This is a genomic window from Oleiphilus sp. HI0125 (assembly GCF_001635355.1).
The window spans coordinates 1-1337 of the sequence record NZ_LWGF01000990.1 but is presented as its reverse complement, the minus strand read 5'-3'; the positions used below and the strand labels follow the sequence as shown (position 1 = coordinate 1337).

The 1337-nt window shown below is 43.0% G+C and carries 3 protein-coding genes; 2 read left to right on the top strand and 1 reads right to left on the bottom strand.

Annotated elements, in window-relative coordinates:
- Together A3762_RS27725 and rmf are read left to right on the top strand one after the other, a co-directional pair.
- On the top strand, positions 1-310 hold a 310-nt coding region (locus A3762_RS27725), incomplete at its 5' end, for a hypothetical protein (protein ID WP_197469333.1).
- A gap of 432 nt (positions 311-742) precedes the next feature.
- Positions 743-949, top strand: a complete 207-nt coding sequence (gene rmf / locus A3762_RS17065; protein WP_068480389.1) for a ribosome modulation factor — start codon at positions 743-745, stop codon at positions 947-949.
- On the opposite strand, the gene A3762_RS17060 is transcribed toward rmf, so the two are convergent.
- Positions 946-1337, bottom strand: a 392-nt coding sequence (locus A3762_RS17060; RefSeq protein WP_082869206.1) for a flagellar basal body-associated FliL family protein, incomplete at its 5' end; no start/stop codon positions are given. The two genes, rmf and A3762_RS17060, sit on opposite strands and share 4 nt — an antisense overlap.

Genomic DNA, 1337 nt, shown 5'->3' with positions numbered 1-1337 from the left:
GCTGAATAAACAAGACGCTGCAGCGCTTAAGTCCACTATAAAGGCACAGCAAGCTAAAGTGAATGACAGTGCCTTATGCCCTTCTGCTAAGGTTCTTGCAGATATGCAGTCAAAGTCTGCTTCGTGGCTTGAGCTCTGCACCGCCTTATCATCTGAGCATAAATCTCAACTATTAGCATCCAGCATCAATGAGCAAAAGCTATCCGAACTTGAATCGACTGCGAAGCAAAGTCATCAAGATGCTCAAAACATTAAGCAAGCTGATAACGTACCCTTCGATGCATTTCTTGATGCATACGTCTCACCATAAAGAACACCCATACTCGGATGCGAAACGCTTCCGAGTTTTTTCAATTACGTAAAGCTAATCCCCGCCTTTTTTGAGAACTGTCCGTTTCTGACAAATATTTCATCGTTCAAAATTTGCGCATTGCCGTGCATGTGCTAATTTTGTAACTGTACGTAACGAAATGTGTCAGCGTATTACCTAAAAAAACATAAAGACACATTCTTAGCGTGCAGAGTAGTGTTCATTGCACTAACGTAAATATATGTAACCTGTATTCGCGCATTGCTTTTAAAGCGAACAAAAATGATAAGCGCATCACAAAATACAGACTACGCTATCAAACCGTTATGTGTTGACTTGTGCGTGCCGAACCGCTTGAAGTCGATTGTACAGAGCAACTACCAATGCTCTGTGCATGAAAGTGCTTGGCAGCCTATTGAAAGGAGTGGCCCAATGGCCGAAGACTTTTCTTTAAGCTGGAATTTAGAATCTCTTAACAAAGCTTATAAGCAAGGCTATATGTCTGGCGTTATGGGCAAAACAAGAGAAGACCGCCCCGGTATGAGCGATGTTGTGCTTGCCGCGTGGGAGGCAGGCTGGGAGGACGGCAACGATGTTGCCATCCAAGACACGCCTAATGTCGTGCGTCTAGCTTCCTAAATTTGAACAACAAAGCTGGTAAATAGTAGGTCTTGTACACCTGTCTTACCTACTTCCTCAGCTAAAGCTTCTTTTACTCTGCTAAGCGCAGCCAGACGAATAGTCTCTTGCGCTGTGTGAGAGCTCATTCCCTCTTTAGATTGTTCAGACAATAACATTACTATTTGATGCCTAATCAAAGGAGCATGGTGCTTTACCAACTCGACATGCTCTTCGCTTTCAACTTTTAAAGATATCTCAGCTTTTACATAAGATAGTTTTCTGCGAGGCTCGCCAAAGTTACTTACAAATGCAGGATTCATGGTGTGATAAACAGCTCTTTGTTTTTCTGAAGATTCATCCTCTGCAAAGGCTAGTTGCATGGTCATTAAAGCGCCGATTAGAGCGA

Coding starts and splice junctions, on each gene's coding strand:
- rmf (WP_068480389.1), top strand. CDS start 743: ATGGCCGAAGACTTTTCTTTAAGCTGGAATTTAGAATCTCTTAACAAA.